Here is a 16,590-nt window from a genome sequence, read left to right as displayed (position 1 = left end):
TCGATCAATCCAAGGATACCCCCATGAACATACTGGTTCTATGCACCGGCAACTCGGCTCGGTCGATTCTGCTGGAGTCGCTCTTCAATCACACCGGCGAAGGGCGTGTACGCGCCTATTCAGCAGGCTCCAACCCGACCGGGAAGGTGCATCCGCAATCCTTGACGCTGCTTGGTGCCGAAGGCCATGACGTCCGCGATGCCCGCTCTAAAAGCTGGGATGAGTTTGCAGCAGAAAATGCTCCGGAAATGGACATAGTGATCACGGTTTGCGGCTCAGCCGCCGAAGAGACATGTCCCGTCTGGCCCGGCGCCCCCGTACGCGCGCATTGGGGTGTCGAGGACCCAGCCGCCGCGTCTCAGTCAGACTGGGAAACCGCCTTTAGGACCGCATATGACATTCTTGGGCGCCGCGCCGAGGCACTTCTGGAGCTGCCCATTGAAACCATGGACAGCGTTGAACTCTCGGCCCATCTCAAACGTATAGGAGCCCTGCTGTGAGCGCCCGCCAATACTTTGCCGAATTCCTCGGAACCGCCTTCCTGCTGATCGGCGTTGTCGGATCAGGCATCATGGCGCAAACCTTGTCCGACGGGAACATCGCGCTGGCGTTGCTGGCCAATGCAATTGCGACCGGCTGCATCCTTTACGCTATCATCACTACGCTCGGCCCTGTCTCGGGCGCTCACTTCAACCCTGCAGTGACATTGGCCTTTGCGCTGCGCGGTGAACATCCCTGGCGTGCGGTCACCCCTTACATGCTTGTTCAGATTGCCGGAGGTATCGCGGGGGTCTGGGCCAGCCATTACATGTTTGACCTGCCGATTCTGCAAACTTCGGAAACGATGCATCGTACCGGGGCACATCAGTGGTTTTCGGAGATTGTCGCCACTTTGGGTTTGCTCTTTGTGATTTTCGGCGGAATTCGGCACAAGCCGGACACGGTACCAGCCCTTGTGGGCCTCTATATTACCGGCGCCTACTGGTATACGTCTTCCACAAGTTTTGCTAATCCGGCCGTTACCATCGCAAGGGGCTTTACGGATACCTTTGCGGGGATATACCCTGCGCACATTCCGATGTTCATAATTATGCAGTTAATTGCTGTATTTATCGGACACAAAATACTGAACTGGTTATTCGAACAAGCAGAATAACGGACCGGCCGCCACTCACTTTACAGCAGGTCCGTGGGCCCGTTGCGGTATCTCCGCAGCGGGTTTTTTGCATCTTATCTGCCGACTCCGGCTGCGACATTTTGTCATGTCTGCAGCAACGCACGGCGCTCCGTAGGCTATCTTGGGGGAGAGCAATCCTGAAACACCAACTAAGGAAGGCTCGCAGATGCTAAACTGGGCTGATCTGACGCAAGACTGGGACGCGTCATATGCGCGTGCAAAACGTAGGTTTCCGAACCTGCGCGATAGGGATATGGCGCGCGTTGGCGAAGATCGCAAACAGTTCGAAGCTTACCTGGCCGAGCGTCACCACCTGACCGTAAACGAGGCGCGCGAAGAGCTTGAGGATTTCCTGTTCACCGAAGCATTGAACCGTGAAGCGGCCCAATCCCTAAGCAAGTGACGTCACCCACAGGATCGTCGCATCCTCATCACTGACCGAAATGACGTTATGCCCCATGCTGCCGTCGTAATAAGCGCTGTCGCCGCGGCGCATTTCGACCGGCTCATAGAACTCGGTAAACAACCGCACCACTCCGGTCAGAACATACAGAAATTCCTCACCATCGTGACGCACCCAGCCGTCAAATTCTTCCATCGAGCGTGCACGTACACGGGCGCGATAGGGCAGCATCTGCTTTTTGGTCAGCGTTTCTGCCAGCAACTCATGTTCGTAGGTGGTGGTCGCATGGGCCGCACCCCCGCCCATCTTGGTCACTGCCATTCGACCGATCACCTGATCGCGTTGTGGCGGCGTAAAAAGCTGAGGCACCGAAATCTCCAATCCGGTCGCCAGCTTTTTCAAAGCATCATAGGTCGGAGACATCTGACCATTTTCGATCTTGCTGAGTGTCGACCGAGCCAGACCCGCCTGACTCGCCGCCTGTTCCAGCGTCCAGTTGCGGGCTTTACGCAGTTCGCGCACGCGCGCGCCCAGATCGACCGGCTCCAACTCGGTGTTGACACCATTGTCGCGGGCAATTCTGACGATAGATTTATGATCATTGGTGGCCATGGGTCTTTCTATAGGGCGAGCATGCCCTGCTTGCAACGCGCCTCGCACGGGGATAGCCAGTTCTCATGTTGTCGATCTTTGATCAGGGGCCGCCTACGCCCTGCCCGCGCCCATTCAATCTTGCCGCGCATGTGCTGCGCCATGCGAAAAGTTCAGCTGAGAAAACCGCACTTTCGGTGCTGGGATCGGATGGTGCAACAGACTGGACCTATGGCGATCTGCATTCGGCGATAATGGGCACCGGTTCAGGATTGCTGCAGAGCGGCCTTCGCGCCCAAGACATTGTTCTCATGCGATTGGGCAATACCGTCGATTTTCCGATCGCCTATCTGGGCGCAATCGCCGTGGGGCTGGTCCCCGTGCCCACCTCATCACAACTGACCGAGCAAGAGACCGCAAAGATCGTCGACGATCTGAAACCCGCCGCCATTTTGCGAGATCCCCAGGTCGCCTGCGCGGCGCACCCGGATCAGATCATGCTGCCTGAACTGGCCCGGATGCGATCACTGCCGCCTGCAAGTTTTGCCATGGGTGATCCCGAGCGGCTTGCCTACGTGGTCTACACTTCGGGTACTTCGGGCAAACCCCGTGCGGTTGCGCATGCACACCGCGCCATCTGGGCTCGGCAGATGATGGTCGACGGCTGGTATGGCCTGAAATCCTCGGACCGGCTGTGCCATGCGGGGGCATTCAATTGGACCTACACGCTGGGCACCGGCTTGATGGACCCTTGGGCCATTGGTGCAACGGCTCTGATCCCTGAACCCGGGACAGACATACGCGATCTGCCTGCCCTGTTGAAACAACATCGTGCCACCATCTTTGCAGCCGCACCGGGGGTCTTTCGGAAGATGATGCAAAGTGACACGCAGCCCGGCCTTCCCGATCTGCGCCACGGCCTTTGCGCCGGGGAAAAGCTGTCGCGACACCTGCATGAAAAATGGGTGCAGTTCACCGGCACCGAGCTTTATGAGGCTTACGGCATGTCCGAATGCTCGACCTTCATCTCATCCAGCCCAAGCCACCCGGCACGCGGCACAGCGTTGGGGCAGCCGCAGCCCGGGCGTCGGATTGCCATCCTCGGGCCGGATGGCCCTGTGCCACAAGGTCAGGAAGGTACAATAGCCGTACATCGCGAAGATCCGGGCCTGATGCTGACCTATCTGAATGCCCCCGACGAGGCCGCTGCTCGGATGCAGGGGGATTGGTTCCTGACCGGTGATCAAGGCGCGATGGCGGTTGATGGGCAAATCACCTATCTGGGTCGAGATGACGACATGATGAATGCGGGCGGATATCGCGTTTCCCCGGTCGAAGTCGAGGCGGCCTTATCCACCCATCCCGAGATCACCCAGGTCGGGGCGGCTACGGTTGAGGTAAAACAGGACAGTTCGATCATCGTTGCCTTCTACACTGGCCCCGAAGAACTGGACGCGGCGGACCTGCACGCCTATGTGTCTGACAAGTTGGCGCGCTACAAACAGCCGCGTGCCTTTGTCCATCTGCCCGCCTTACCCACCGGAGGCAACGGCAAACTTCTGCGCCGCGCCCTGCCGGCCTATTTCAAGGCGACGTCCGAATGACACACACTGTAAAGCTCGACATCATGTCCGATCCGATTTGCCCCTGGTGCTATATCGGCAAGACCCATCTGGACAAAGCGCTCGCCGAAGTGCCAGACCACCCCTTTGTGATCGAGTGGCACCCCTTTCAGCTGAACCCCGATATGCCCGACGAGGGCATGGATCGGCGCGAATACCTTGAACGGAAGTTCGGCGGTAAGGACGGAGCAGTTCGCGCATACGCGCCCGTTGTTGAACATGCCGAAAACGCAGGTTTGAATATCGATTTCGAAGGCATGAAACGCACGCCCAACACGCTGGATGCCCACCGCCTGATCCACTGGGCGGGGATTGAGGGCAAGCAGGATGCCGTGGTCGATGCACTCTTTAATGCTTACTTCGTCGAGGCGCGTGATATTGGTGATCATGAGGTGTTGGCTGATGTCGCCGACAGCGTCGGCATGGACGCAGCGGTCGTACTGAAACTGCTGCAGTCAGACGCCGACCTAGAAGATATCCGTAACCGCGACAGCCATTCACGCGAAATGGGCGTAAATTCGGTTCCCACATATATCGTTGCAAACCAGCACGCCGTTCCGGGCGCGCAACCTCCTGAATTGTGGGCAAAAGTGATCTCTGAGATCATGTCTCAGATTGAGGCTTCCCCTGCAGAATAGCACATACCCCTGTGCATTTCTGATCTAGTCCAACCCGAAACGCCGTGATAGCGCATTCGGGAAGGAGTTCCCCATGGCCGACCGCATGTCCCGGGGCGAATTCATTGCGTTGATCGCGATGATGTTCGCCACGATAGCCTTTTCGATCGATTCAATGCTGCCAGCCCTGCCCGAGATCGGCGCAGAGCTCAGCCCGTACGATCTGAACAAAGCACAGTTGATCCTGACCTCTTTTGTGCTGGGCATGGGGATCGGCACATTCTTTACCGGGCCAATTTCCGATGCGGTCGGGCGCAAGCCGGTGATTTATGGTGGTGCCGCTCTCTATATACTTGCCTGCGCTGTTGCGTGGTCGAGCTCATCGCTTGAACTGGTGCTGGCTGCACGCATCGCGCAGGGCCTCGGGGCGGCCGGGCCGCGCGTTGTGGCTATGGCGATCATTCGCGACTTGTTTTCAGGGCGCGAGATGGCGCGCATCATCTCGATTGCGATGATGATCTTTACTCTGGTCCCCGCCGTGGCACCGCTGCTAGGCGCAGGCGTTATTGCACTGGTCGGCTGGCGCGGCATCTTTGTGTCCTTCATCATATTCGCCACGATCATCGTGATCTGGATGGCCACGCGCCTGCCTGAATCTTTGGCGCCCGAAAACCGGCGCCCCTTCCGCCTGCCCCTGATGATTGCGGCAGTGCATGAGATGTTCGCACACCCCACCGTGCGCCTCTCGATCCTGGTGCAGACGCTGTGCATGGGGTTGCTGTTCACCATGCTAACGATGGTTCAGCCGGTTTTTGACGTCATCCATGATCGGGCAGACAGCTTTCCCTTCTGGTTCGCCTTCGTGGCGCTGATCTCGGGTTCGGCCAGCCTTTTGAACGCTGCCGTGGTCGTACGCGTCGGGATGCGCCGTATGGTGACCTGGGCCTTGGGCGCGCAGATTCTGATAACAAGCGCCGTCATCATCCTGAACATGACACCACTTTCACCGGGCGCGTCATTTGCTGTTTTTGTGGCGTGGCAGACCTCGATCTTCTTTATGGCCGGTGTAACCATGGGCAACCTGAACGCCATTGCCATGGAACCTATGGGTCATATCGCGGGAATGGCTGCCTCGGTCATTGGCTCGATCGCCACAATTCTGGCGGCTGCCATCGCGGCCCCTATTGGGCTGTTATTTGACGGGTCGATCACACCGCTGACGACCGGCGTGCTAACGATGTGCATCCTTGGCTTCGGCCTGATGCTACATATGGGCCGGATCGAAAACAGACTGCCCGCCTGATCTGTGCAGAGCCGCTGAAACACGCTAACCTTCCCGCAAATCGTGGGGGGGCGCCATGAGCGACTATTATGATCTGGGCACGTATTCCTGTGCCGTCACCACAGCATCACCCGAAGCGCAGCTTTGGTTCGATCGCGGATTGGTCTGGACGTATGGCTACAACCACGACGAAGCGGTCACGTGCTTTCAGAAAGCTGCCGAGATTGACCCGGATTGCGCCATGGCCCATTGGGGCATCGCCTATGCGGCAGGCCCAAACTATAACCTGCCTTGGGAATTGCGGGACGATCAGGGCCGGGCCAAATCACTGGCCATCGCCTATGATGCAACACTGAAGGCACTGTCGCTGCTCGACGGGTGCACAGCGGTTGAGCAAGCGTTGATCCGCGCCCTACCCGCCCGATACCCTCAGCGCGACCCCACCGAAAACATGCACCAATGGGACTATGACTATGCGGACGCCATGCGCGCCGCATTTGCCGAACAGCCTGATGATCTGGACCTGCGCACGATCCATGTTGAGGCGCTGATGAACCTCACCCCGTGGCAGATGTGGGACCTGAAAACGGGCCAACCGGCCGAGGGTGCCGCGACCCTTGAAGCGCAAGACGCTTTGGAGAGCGTTATGGTCAATGACCCGGCGTCGATGTCTCATCCCGGTCTACTTCACCTATATGTGCACCTGATGGAGATGTCGCCGACGCCAGAAAAGGCGCTGCAGGCCGGAGACATCCTGCGCACACTTGTGCCCGATGCCGGGCATCTGGTGCATATGCCAACCCATATCGATGTGCTGTGCGGCCATTACCACAATGTTGCCTACTGGAACGAAAAGGCCACCGAGGCCGATCTGAAATATTATGAGCGTGAAGGCGCGTTCAACATTTATACCGGCTATCGTCAGCACAACTATCACTTCACCATCTATGGCGCTCTGTTTCTCGGTCAGATGGAACCAGCCCTGCGTGCCAATCAGGGCCTGTGGGATACCACCCCCGAAGATATGCTTCGGATCGAAAGCCCGCCCATGGCGGATTATTTTGAAAGCTACATGTCCATGGGCCCGCATATCCTGATCCGCTTTGGCCGCTGGGAAGAGGCCAAGGCACTGAAGTTGCCAGACGACCCTGATCTCTATCGCACTCTGACGGCAACAACACATTATGCTCGCGCCATCGCCCATGCAGCCACTGATGAGGTGGCGCAGGCCGAAGCCGAAGAGCAGTTGTTCCTTGCCGCAAAAACCTGCGTGCCCGAGACCCGCCGCCTGCACAACAATCGGGTCATCGATCTTCTGGAGATCGCAGCAGAAATGCTGCGCGGAGAAATCGAGTATCGCAAAGGCAACTACGAGATTGCCTATGCACATCTACGCCGCTCGGTCGAATTGGATGACACGCTGCCCTATGACGAGCCATGGGGTTGGATGCAACCAACACGCCATGCGCTTGGTGCGTTGTTGTTCGAACAAGGGCATGTGAACGAGGCCGAGGCAGTCTATCGTGAAGATCTAGGCTTGGGTGGCACGCTCAGCCGCGCCTCGATCCACCCTGACAATGTCTGGAGTTTGAAGGGTTTGCATGATTGCCTGAAAGCACGCGGCGAGACAGTAGAAATCCGCCAAATCAAGCAACGCCTTGATCTTGCCTTGGCGCGCGCGGACCGCACCGTCGGCGCGTCATGCTTCTGTGCCCAAGCTGCCATGAGGGCTGCGGAATGAAGCTATTCCTTTTGGTGGCAGGCCTGCTGCTTGCCAGTCCAGCGCTGGCACAGCGCCAGACCTTTCCACCTATCGACGAGGCAGGTCAAAATCCATCACTGGTCGCATTCCGAGCTGACTTGCTGGCGAAAATCGAGGCACGCGATACCGATGCAGTTGTCGCCGCCGCTTGTCCCGACATCTATCTCAGTCACGGCACAGCAGGTGGACCGGAAGAGTTTCGCACCAACTTGACTGTGCCTCCGGAAACGCTTGGTGAAGAGTTTAAGGACGAGGCTGCGGAGCTACGTGATTTTTACTGGTCGCAATTGCAGCAAACGGTTTCCCAACCGGGATATTTTGACGATCAGGGTGAATTCTGGATGCCGCACTATTGGCGGATCATTCTTCCCGCTACAGTAGACCCTTTCACCGCCTTCTATGTTTCGGGCGAAAGCATCACACTGCGTCAGGCACCGTCTCGTGGCGCGCCCATCCTTGCGCTGATCAGTCATGAAATCGTGATCGTCCCTGACTATCAACCTGATGAGGAATACCAGAAAATCAGACTGACCGATGGGACATCGGGCTACTTACTCAGCGATTTTCTGGCATCAATGGTCGGTTACCGCGCTGCGCTTGTAAGATCCGAAGCGGGTGACTGGCAGCTCTGCACTTTTGTGACAGGGGACTAGGCTTTCGCCTTTTTCTTCACAGCCACGACCTTTTCGGCCAGATCACGGGCGATGGCAAACGCACCTTTGATCTTGTCGCTGTCCTTCTTCCAGTCGCGCCGCACAACGATCTTGTTGTCCTTGACCTTGGCCAGCCCGCGTTGGTTCTGAATGAACTCGACCAACCCCTCGGGAGAGGCGAACTTATCATTGTGGAACTGTATCGTTGCGCCCTTTGGCCCGCCGTCCAGCTTGGCGATCCCGGCGCGTTTGCACATCGCCTTGATGCGCACGACCAGCATCAGGGTATTCACCTCTTTCGGCAGGCTGCCGAAGCGGTCGATCAACTCGGCAGCGAATCCTTCCAGTTCCACTTTCGTCGACAGTGACGACAGGCGGCGGTAGAGGCCCAGACGCACGTCCAGATCGGGCACATAATCCTCGGGGATCAGAACCGGGACACCCAGATTGATCTGCGGCGCCCATTGGTCATCGGCATCCGATAGCCCCTCCATCTCGCCGGCTTTGATCTTGGCAATCGCCTCTTCCAGCATCGATTGGTAGAGTTCGTAGCCCACATCACGCATCTGGCCGGACTGTTCCTCACCCAGCAGGTTGCCCGCACCACGAATGTCGAGGTCTTGCGATGCCAGTGTGAACCCGGCCCCGAGCGTATCCAGCGAGCCCAGAACCCGCAGCCGTTTCTCAGCCGTCGCCGTCAGGCGCTGGCGCGGTTTGGTGGTCAGATAGGCATAGGCGCGGGTTTTTGAGCGCCCCACCCGCCCCCGGATCTGATAGAGCTGCGCTAGGCCAAACATATCCGCCCGATGCACGACCATCGTGTTGGCAGTCGGGATATCCAACCCGCTTTCTACGATCGTCGTGGCCAGCAGAACGTCGTATTTACCGTCGTAGAACGCGTTCATCCGGTCATCAAGCTCACCCGCAGCCATCTGCCCGTGTGCGACCACGTAGGATAATTCAGGCAGCTGCTCTTTCAGGAATTCCTCGATCTCAGGCAGGTCAGAGATGCGCGGTACCACGTAGAAGCTCTGCCCGCCACGATAATGCTCGCGCAGCAGCGCCTCACGGATCGTTACCGCATCGAATTCGCTAACATAGGTGCGGATCGCAAGCCGATCGATGGGGGGCGTGCCAATGATCGACAGATCACGCACGCCTGTCAGGGACAATTGCAGAGTTCGTGGGATCGGTGTCGCTGTCAGGGTCAGGACGTGCACGTCCGAGCGCAGCTGTTTCAGCCGTTCCTTGTGGCCCACGCCGAAATGCTGCTCCTCGTCGATGATCAGCAGGCCTAGATTATTGAACCGTATCCCTTTCGCCAGCAACGCATGGGTGCCGATCACGATATCCACCGTGCCCCGCGCCAGCCCGTCTCGGGTTTGCTGCGCCTCTTTGGCCGAGACAAAGCGCGATAATTGCCGGACCTCCAGCGGGAACCCCCGGAAGCGTTCCTTGAAGGACGCCGCGTGTTGCCGTGCGAGCAACGTGGTCGGTGCCACAATGGCAACCTGTACGCCCGACATCGCGGCGACAAAGGCTGCGCGCATGGCGACCTCGGTCTTGCCAAAGCCTACATCCCCGCAGATCAGACGATCCATCGGCGCGCCGGAATGCATGTCTTCCATCACCTCGGAAATCGCGCGCAACTGATCGTCGGTCTCCTGATATGGGAAACGCGCGCTGAACTCTTCCCATGCATGCGGCGGTGGGTCCATGACAGGAGCTTTCCGCAGGGCTCGTTCGGCGGCGATGCGGATCAGCTTGTCCGCCATTTCGCGGATGCGCTCTTTCAGCTTGGCCTTCTTTGCCTGCCAAGCGCCACCACCCAAGCGATCAAGCAGCCCTTCGTCATGGCCATATTTCGAAAGCAGTTCGATGTTTTCGACCGGCAGGTAGAGTTTGGACTGTTCAGCATATTCCAGCAGCAGGCATTCATGCGCGGCCCCCGCAGCCGTAACGACCTCCATCCCCTGATACCGCCCGATCCCGTGGTCAACATGCACCACCAGATCACCGGGCGATAGCGACTGCGTTTCAGTCAGGAAGTTCTCGGCCTTGCGGCGTTTCTTGGGTTGGCGGATCAGACGGTCGCCCAGAACGTCCTGTTCCGAGATCACGGTCAGATTGGGCGCTTCAAACCCGTGTTCCAATGCCCAAACCGCAAGATGCAGGCCGCGCTTTCCAACCCGGGTTCCGTCGGTCACCGGGATCGCCTCGGCCAGGCCTTCATCTTCGATCAAGCCGGTCAGTCGTTCACGAGCGCCTTCGGAGTAAGAGGCAATGAGGACCGGCCCCTTGTTCATCTTTTCGGTGATATGCGCCGCCAGAGCGCCAAACAGGCTGATGCTTTCCTGCTGACGTTCGGGTGCAAAGTTGCGCCCGATCCGTCCGCCTGCATCGATCACGCCCGGACCACTCGCCTGCGGCAGCGGGCTGAACTGCAAAACGCGACGATCGCCCAATGCATCTTCCCATGCAGCATCGTCCATATAGAGCAGACCGGGAGGCGTCGGTTTATAAACCGTATCCATGCGCGAGCGGTTTTCCAAAGCCAGCTTTCGCGTCTCATACTGATCCGCAATCGTATCCCAGCGCGCCAGCCGAGAAGGCGTGACTTGATCGTCAAGCGAGATTGAGGCCCCCGGAAGATAGTCGAACAGGGTTTCCAGTTTTTCATGGAAAAACGGCAACCAATGCTCGATCCCCTGGTGCTTGCGACCTGCGCTGACAGCTTCGTATAAGGGATCATCCGTACCCGCCGCGCCGAATTCGATGCGATAGTTCTGACGGAATCGGGTGATGGCGGCTTCGTCCAGTATGACCTCGGACACCGGGGCAAGCTCGACCACATCAAGTTTTTCAGTCGTTCGCTGCGAGACAGGATCAAACCGGCGTGCACCATCCAGAACATCCCCGAACAAGTCCAGCCGCACGGGACCGCTCTCACCGGGTGGGAAGATGTCGATGATACCGCCTCGGATAGCGTAGTCTCCGGGCTCCATCACCGTGGGGCTTTGGGTAAAGCCCATGCGCACCAGAAAGTTGCGTAGGGCATCTTCGTCGATGCGCTGATCTACGCGAGCGGTGAATGCGGCCTCTCGCAACACTGCACGCGCGGGTACCCGTTGGGTCGCGGCATTGAGCGTGGTCAGCAGCACGAACCGCTGCGGCATCTGATGCACCAAAGCAGCCAGTGTTGCCACGCGGGCAGCAGAAATGTCGGCGTTGGGCGACACCCGATCATAGGGCAAGCAGTCCCATCCGGGGAATACAAATACGGGCATGTCCGGCGCAAAGAATGCCAACGCTGCCCGCATCGCCTCCATCCGTTTGTCATCGCGAGCGATATGACAGACTGGACCGCCCGAGCGCGCGATCTCATTCAGCACAAGCTGTGCATCAAACCCCTCGGGGCCGCCGCCGACTGTTACGTGGTTCGGAGCCGTCATTACCTTGCCTTTCAGGGACTACTAACCCAGGACACCAATCGAAATGTTCTGATACATTCCCCAGAACGCAGTGATCAAGATCGAGAACATACCGATGATCTGAGTAAAGGTCCGACTGCGCGTCAGCGTTTTGGAAACATTTTCTACGGTCGCTTCTTGAGTCTGCAATCGACGCGCTGCCGCAATACTGATCATCATGACAAAACACATCGGGAGCAGAAGGAGGAATACGGCCTGTGCAAATTCCACGTCGTAGAAGAATCCCAACGTTGCAAGGCCTGTCAAAACAAAACAACAAATTGCCATCAATACCAGACCCGAGGTTTCGACGATGTACAACACTCTGTTCGAGTTGATCCGCGCGACATCGAGAAGGTCTTGTTCTGATTGACCACCTACACGACGGGCGCGCATCACCAGATCATAGGGCACCCCCATCGTCCAGTGGCTGGCAGATGACCAAAGAACGGCCAGACCGATCCAGTACCACAGATTCGAAAAACTCCGCATGTCGATGAGTTCGAAAATCGAAGAGTATATGTCCAAGCGTCTGCCCTTTGTTCAACGTCCGCAGGGACCGTCATCGCAGCGATGCGTCCATTGTTACCCTTGAGACCACCGGGAATTCATGCCACCCAATGCGCAATTGTTCAAGGAGAGTGCGCCATGAAACCGACTATCGCCCCATATCCCCGGACCCGTTTCCGCCGGGCCCGCCAATCCGAGGCGATCCGGGGTCTGGTGCGCGAGAACACCTTGACCGTGAATGACTTTATCTGGCCTGTTTTTGTGCGCGACGGTGAAAATATCGAAGAACCCGTCCCGTCGATGCCCGGGGTCGTGCGACGCTCGGTCGACCTGATCGCCAAAGCCGCGGTTGAAGCGCAAGCCCTTGGTATTCCTGCAATATGTATTTTCCCGTACACCGATCCGAGCCTGAAAACCGAAGATTGTGCCGAGGCCTGGAACCCCGACAACCTGTCCAACCGTGCCATTCGTGCAATTAAGACTGCTGCGCCCGAAATCGCGGTGATGACGGATGTGGCCCTGGACCCCTACAACATCAACGGCCATGACGGCTATGTGGTCGATGGCGAGATTGTGAATGACCAGACTGTTGAGGCGCTGGTGAAAATGACGCTGGCGCAGGCCGAAGCCGGAGCTGACATCATCGGCCCGTCCGACATGATGGATGGCCGTATCGGCGCCATGCGCAGCGCACTTGAGTCGGCGGGTCACCACAATGTCATGATCCTGAGTTATGCCGCCAAATATGCCAGCGCTTTCTACGGCCCTTTCCGCGACGCCGTTGGGGCATCAGGCGCGCTGACCGGTGACAAGAAGACCTATCAGATGGATCCTGCCAACTCGGACGAGGCCCTGCGTCTGATCGAGCGCGATCTGACCGAGGGTGCAGATATGGTCATGATCAAACCGGGGATGCCATACTTGGACATCTGCCGACGGGTCAAAGACAGCTTCGGTGCGCCGACCTATGCCTATCAGGTGTCTGGCGAATATGCGATGATCCAAGCCGCTGCACAAAACGGTTGGATCGACGGCGAAAGGGTGATGCTGGAAAGCCTACTGGCCTTCAAGCGCGCAGGGTGTGACGGCATCCTGACCTATTTTGCACCCGAAGCCGCGCGCATCCTGCAGGGCTAACACCTCAGATTGTCGCAATTTTTCGCCGATTTGCTGCGTGCGCAGCACAGCTTTCCCGTGACAGGCCGGTGCAATCGGCGTATTCTTGCAGACAAGATCGGGAACACCCGACATTTCAGGCACATACACAGAGACAGAGAAACATGAGCAGTTCAAACTCCCCCCGACTTAGCCGTCGCGGTTTTGCTTTTGGCATGGCCGGACTGACGCTGACCGCCGCCTGCGGCAACGGCGTTGGCAACTCCAACGCAGTCACACTCGACGCGCGCGTCGACGCGACGCTGAACGAGATGTACAGCAAGTATCCCAACACCGTTGAGATTGCCAACAAGGCCAACGGAATGTTGGTCATGCCACTGATTACAGATGCCGGATTTATCTTTGGTGGCGCCTATGGTCAGGGTGCACTGCGTATTCAGGGCGCGACGGTCGACTATTATTCCGCCATCTCCGGTACTGCGGGCCTGCAGATCGGCGCACAGCAATATGCGCATGTTCTGTTCTTTATGACCGAAGAGGCCTTGAACGATTTCCGCCGCTCCAGCGGTTGGACGGCCGGTGCAGATATCGGATACGTCGTCGACGCGACCGGAGAATCCTTGTCGACCGACACCACTCAGTTGCGCAAACCCGTGCTGGCCGCAGTCTTTGGACAAGCGGGTCTGAAGTTCGGCGCGACGGTCGAAGGCACCAAATATACGCGCATCATCCCCTAAGACCCAAGATACCACCCTCCCCCCTCTGACGAGCCCCGCTACATCTTGTGGCGGGGCTCCGAGTTTTCGCGGATTTCCACAAATTCCAGTGGCATTCCTCTTTCGGTCGGGCGGAGGTTCCAGTAACCTTGGCGCAAATGACCGCATAGAATTCTCGGGGGACAGATGGGTCTGGTTTTTCGCTGGCTGGTGAGACTTACGACAGGCCTGATCCTGCTGGCAATCGCTGCTGTGGGGTTGGTCTACTTTCTGGCCAGCCAATCCCTGCCTGAATACAATCAAACGCTTGAAGTTGAAGGAATAACTGCCCCTGTCGAGATCGTTCGCGACACTGCAAATGTGCCGCATATACTGGGCCAGTCCGACCCGGACGTGTTCTTTGGTCTGGGCTATGCCCATGCACAAGACAGGCTGTGGCAGATGACCATTCTGCGTCGGACCGCACAGGGCCGCTTGTCCGAAGTGTTCGGCCAGCGCACGGTAGCCATCGACAAATTACTGCGTCGTTTCGATCTTTACGGACTCGCCCATCGCTCAGTCGAGTTTCAGGACGACTATACCAAGGCCGCGCTTCGCGCTTATTCCGCAGGGATCAATGCTCGGCTTACCGAGATCAACGAACAGGCGCTTGGACGTGGCGCCCCCGAGATGTTCCTGTTCAACGCCCCCGTTCCCCCATGGCAGCCGGGCGACAGCGTAGCGATTATCAAGCTGATGAGCCTTCAGCTTTCCGGCCATCTTGCTGATGAAGTGTTGCGCGCACGCACATCGCTGATGCTGGATAATCCCGCACGGCTGGCCGACATTCTGCCCGACGTCCCCGGTCCCGGTATTGCCGCGCTGCCCGAGTATGCTGATCTGTTTCCAGACCTTCCGCGCTATGCCCAAGGCACCCCGATGCCCGACACGCCGTTGTCGCCTTTCCCGCAGCGCGGGCTGGCAGGTGCGTCAAACGCGTGGACCGCCGCGCCGTCCCGCTCGGCCAGCGGTGGCACGTTGCTGGCAAACGATCCGCATCTGGGCCTCACCGCCCCGGGTATCTGGTATCTGGCGCGGCTGGAACTGGCCAAAGGCGGCGTTATCGGTGCAACCATTCCAGGCGTACCGGCAATCTCAGCCGGACGGAGTGAGCGCTTGGGTTGGGGCCTTACCTCCTCCTATCTGGACGATCAGGACGTTCACATCGAACAACTGAACCCCGACAATCCCGAAGAATACCTTACTCCAGACGGCTACAAACGCTTTCAGACCCGCCCTTCGATTATCGAGATCAAAGACGCCGCCCCAATTACCCTGACCCTGCGCTGGACCGAGAATGGCCCGGTTCTGCCGGGCACGCATTATGATCTGGAAACCATCACACCACCGGGCCATGTCGCGTCTCTGTCGTGGAGCGCGCTTAGCCCCCGCGATACATCCATGAGCGCCTCTTTGGCGCTGATGAATGCCGATTCAGTTCGAGACGCCATTGACGCGGCCGAGGACTATATTGCCCCTTCGCAAAACTTGTCGCTTGTCGATAAAGACACGATCGGCATGAAACTGGTCGGCGCAATGCCCCGGCGCGATCTGAACAATCAAAGCCGAGGCCGCATTCCCACCCCCGGCTGGCTGGAACGGAACCGTTGGCAGGGCCGCCTGCCCTACTCAGACAATCCTGAATTCGTGGCCCCGGTCGGCGGAGTTCTGGGTAACACCAACAACAAGATTATCGACCGGCCCTTCCCCCGCCATGTGTCGTACGAGTGGGGCGACACCCAGCGGGTCAATCGCTGGGAACGCCTGATGCAATCGCGCGAGGTACATACGCGTGACAGTTTTATCGAAGCGCAGTTGGACACGGTTAGCTTTACAGCGCGATCACTGCTTCCTCTGATCGGCGCCGACCTCTGGTTTACCGGTGAGTCGGCACCCGAAGGCACGCCCGAACGGCAGCGTCAAATCGCGCTGGATCTGCTGGCCAACTGGAACGGTGAGATGAACGAGCATCTGCCGGAACCCCTGATCTACGCCGCATGGTTGCGCGCGCTGCAAATCCGCCTGATCTCGGACGAACTTGGTCCGCTGGCTGCCGAGTACAAGCATGTCGAGCCGCTGTTTATCGAACGGGTGTATCGCGATATCGACGGTGCCTCGGTCTGGTGCGACGTGGTTCAGAGCGCTCCCGTTGAAAATTGCACCGACATGGCACGACTGGCCCTGGATGACGCGATCATTTGGATTTCCGAGCGCTATGGCCCCGCACTCGAATCTTTACGCTGGGGCGATGCGCATCAGGCCACCCAGGACCACCCTGCGCTGGGCCAGGTTCCGGTGCTGCGGTTTTTCGTCAACATCCGCCAATCCACCAGCGGTGGCGATAACACACTGCTGCGCGGGCGCACGTCAGGCGAAGGACCGGACCCGTTCCAGAATGTGCATGGCGCAGGTTATCGTGGCGTCTACGATTTTGCGGACCCCGATAGTTCGGTTTTCATCACCGCAACTGGCCAGTCAGGCCATTTCCTATCTCGCTATTATGACGATCAGGCCCAACTATGGCGGCGCGGGGAATACATCCCCATGTCGCTGGATATCGGGCTTGCCCGAGCAGCGGCAGTTGGTGTGACCGTCCTGAACCCGCGCTGATCTGATCGGCAAATCCCCGCCC

General features: G+C 58.3%; 14 protein-coding genes. 11 read left to right on the top strand and 3 right to left on the bottom strand.

From position 1 onward, the window contains the following. The first annotated feature begins 23 nt into the window (after positions 1-23). From ACR0DK_RS10640 to ACR0DK_RS10630, 3 genes are all read left to right on the top strand, one after another. On the top strand, positions 24-500 hold the full coding sequence (locus ACR0DK_RS10640) for an arsenate reductase ArsC (RefSeq protein WP_170396900.1): 477 nt from the start codon (positions 24-26) through the stop codon (positions 498-500). Beyond that, positions 497-1,156, top strand: a complete 660-nt coding sequence (locus ACR0DK_RS10635; protein ID WP_170421892.1) for an MIP/aquaporin family protein — start codon at positions 497-499, stop codon at positions 1,154-1,156. The genes ACR0DK_RS10640 and ACR0DK_RS10635 overlap by 4 nt, the downstream gene beginning before the upstream one ends. A gap of 187 nt (positions 1,157-1,343) precedes the next feature. Next, on the top strand, positions 1,344-1,580 hold the full coding sequence (locus ACR0DK_RS10630) for a hypothetical protein (protein ID WP_170465312.1): 237 nt from the start codon (positions 1,344-1,346) through the stop codon (positions 1,578-1,580). Here the strand turns inward: ACR0DK_RS10630 and ACR0DK_RS10625 are convergent. Continuing rightward, on the bottom strand, positions 1,569-2,192 hold the full coding sequence (locus ACR0DK_RS10625) for an XRE family transcriptional regulator (RefSeq protein ID WP_170396891.1): 624 nt from the start codon (positions 2,190-2,192) through the stop codon (positions 1,569-1,571). The two genes, ACR0DK_RS10630 and ACR0DK_RS10625, sit on opposite strands and share 12 nt — an antisense overlap. A 65-nt stretch (positions 2,193-2,257) precedes the next feature. Here ACR0DK_RS10625 and ACR0DK_RS10620 point away from each other — a divergent pair, with 65 nt between their 5' ends. The 5 genes from ACR0DK_RS10620 (at position 2,258) to ACR0DK_RS10600 (ending at position 8,107) form a co-directional block, all read left to right on the top strand. After that, on the top strand, positions 2,258-3,775 hold the full coding sequence (locus ACR0DK_RS10620; RefSeq protein WP_170406068.1) for a class I adenylate-forming enzyme family protein: 1,518 nt from the start codon (positions 2,258-2,260) through the stop codon (positions 3,773-3,775). Beyond that, positions 3,772-4,431, top strand: a complete 660-nt coding sequence (locus tag ACR0DK_RS10615; RefSeq protein ID WP_170421902.1) for a DsbA family oxidoreductase — start codon at positions 3,772-3,774, stop codon at positions 4,429-4,431. Before ACR0DK_RS10620 ends, ACR0DK_RS10615 begins: the two co-directional genes overlap by 4 nt. 73 nt (positions 4,432-4,504) lie before the next feature. Next, positions 4,505-5,713 (top strand): multidrug effflux MFS transporter, encoded by a 1,209-nt coding sequence (locus ACR0DK_RS10610; RefSeq protein WP_170406074.1) that lies wholly within the window; start codon positions 4,505-4,507, stop codon positions 5,711-5,713. Positions 5,714-5,768: 55 nt separating this feature from the next. After that, positions 5,769-7,433, top strand: a complete 1,665-nt coding sequence (locus tag ACR0DK_RS10605) for a hypothetical protein (protein ID WP_480736078.1) — start codon at positions 5,769-5,771, stop codon at positions 7,431-7,433. Next, complete coding sequence (locus ACR0DK_RS10600; RefSeq protein WP_170636176.1) at positions 7,430-8,107, top strand: SH3 domain-containing protein; 678 nt, start codon at positions 7,430-7,432, stop codon at positions 8,105-8,107. Before ACR0DK_RS10605 ends, ACR0DK_RS10600 begins: the two co-directional genes overlap by 4 nt. Here ACR0DK_RS10600 and mfd read toward each other — a convergent pair. Both mfd and ACR0DK_RS10590 read right to left on the bottom strand, forming a co-directional pair. Next, complete coding sequence (gene mfd / locus ACR0DK_RS10595) at positions 8,104-11,559, bottom strand: transcription-repair coupling factor (RefSeq protein ID WP_480736076.1); 3,456 nt, start codon at positions 11,557-11,559, stop codon at positions 8,104-8,106. The two genes, ACR0DK_RS10600 and mfd, sit on opposite strands and share 4 nt — an antisense overlap. A gap of 21 nt (positions 11,560-11,580) precedes the next feature. Beyond that, positions 11,581-12,105 carry a component of SufBCD complex gene (locus ACR0DK_RS10590; RefSeq protein ID WP_170396878.1) on the bottom strand — a complete coding sequence of 175 codons (525 nt, stop codon included), beginning with the start codon at positions 12,103-12,105 and terminating at the stop codon, positions 11,581-11,583. Between the two features lie 120 nt (positions 12,106-12,225). On the opposite strand from ACR0DK_RS10590, the gene hemB reads away from it, so the two are divergent. The 3 genes from hemB to ACR0DK_RS10575 all read left to right on the top strand — a co-directional run bounded on the left by hemB (position 12,226) and on the right by ACR0DK_RS10575 (position 16,568). Next, a complete protein-coding gene (gene hemB / locus ACR0DK_RS10585) occupies positions 12,226-13,224 on the top strand; it encodes a porphobilinogen synthase (protein ID WP_223117976.1) in 999 nt (332 codons plus the stop codon). Positions 13,225-13,367: 143 nt separating this feature from the next. Further along, a complete protein-coding gene (locus tag ACR0DK_RS10580) occupies positions 13,368-13,940 on the top strand; it encodes a lipid-binding SYLF domain-containing protein (RefSeq protein WP_170396874.1) in 573 nt (190 codons plus the stop codon). Between the two features lie 165 nt (positions 13,941-14,105). Further along, positions 14,106-16,568 carry a penicillin acylase family protein gene (locus ACR0DK_RS10575; protein WP_170567136.1) on the top strand — a complete coding sequence of 821 codons (2,463 nt, stop codon included), beginning with the start codon at positions 14,106-14,108 and terminating at the stop codon, positions 16,566-16,568. The last annotated feature ends 22 nt before the right edge of the window (positions 16,569-16,590 follow it).

Source organism: Ruegeria sp. CE6 (assembly GCF_056537485.1).
This window is presented reverse-complemented; position numbering and strand designations above follow the sequence as displayed.